The sequence below is a fragment of the Vibrio sp. Vb1554 genome (genome assembly GCF_033344235.1).
In genome coordinates this window covers 1-1,080 of the sequence record NZ_JAWPOJ010000412.1, presented here as the reverse complement: position 1 = coordinate 1,080, position 1,080 = coordinate 1, and the positions used below count along the sequence as shown (strand labels likewise).

Annotated in this window: 1 protein-coding gene; it reads right to left on the bottom strand. The window is 47.1% G+C overall.

The annotated features are described in order from the left end of the window. Positions 1–1,080: ribosome biogenesis GTPase Der (der, locus tag R8N28_RS26695; protein WP_318183854.1), on the bottom strand; the 1,080-nt coding region annotated here is incomplete at both ends.

The following is a 1,080-nucleotide window of genomic DNA, read 5'->3' as shown; positions in this document are numbered from 1 at the left end:
CAGTGCAGAAATAAAGTGAATGCGAGCAAAGTCAACGAAACCTAGGCGGCGGTCTAGCTCTTTCTTCACGTTCTCTTTTACTTCGTTATCTAGACCATCCCACTTGTTTACCGCTAATACGATTGAACGACCGGCGTTCAATGCAAAACCTAGCAGGCTCAAGTCTTGGTCAGAGATGTTTTCACGTGCGTCGATAACCAATAGCACTACGTTTGCGTCTTCGACAGCTTTCAACGTTTTAACAACGGAGAATTTCTCAACCGTTTCGTTAATACGACCACGACGACGTACACCCGCAGTATCAATGATTACATACTCACGGCCATCACGTTCCATAGGAATGTAGATTGAGTCACGAGTTGTGCCTGGCATGTCGTATACCACAACACGTTCTTCACCAAGAATACGGTTGGTTAACGTCGACTTACCAACGTTTGGACGACCAATGATTGCCAGTTTGATTGGCTGTTCTTGTAGACGTTGGAACTCCGCTTCCGCTTCTTCTTCGGTGTATTCGTCTGGTGCAATTTCAGCGTCTTCAAATTCTGTCAGATCTTCAATCTCACCTTCTTCTGATTCACTTGTTAGTAAATCATCAAAGAATGGAGCTAGCGCACGCTCAAGCAATGCTGTAACACCACGACCGTGTGCAGCCGCGATTTGGTACATGTCATCAACACCAAGCTGCCAGAAATCAGCACACGCAGCGTCAGCATCAATACCATCAATTTTGTTTACCACCAGCATCGCTGGCTTTTCAATTTTACGCAGATGCGCCGCAATCGCTTCATCAGCAGATGTAAGACCAGCACGACCGTCAACAAGGAATAGCACGACGTCAGCTTCATCAATCGCTGCTAGCGACTGCTCTGCCATTTTGGTTTCCACGCCTTCTTCTGTGCCATCAATACCGCCAGTATCAATGACAATGAATTCGTGCTCTTCATCAAGACGAGCTTGGCCGTATTTACGGTCTCGCGTTAGGCCTGGAAAGTCCGCAACCAACGCGTCACGTGTGCGTGTCAATCGGTTAAATAGTGTAGATTTACCTACGTTCGGACGCCCTACTAGAGCTACAAC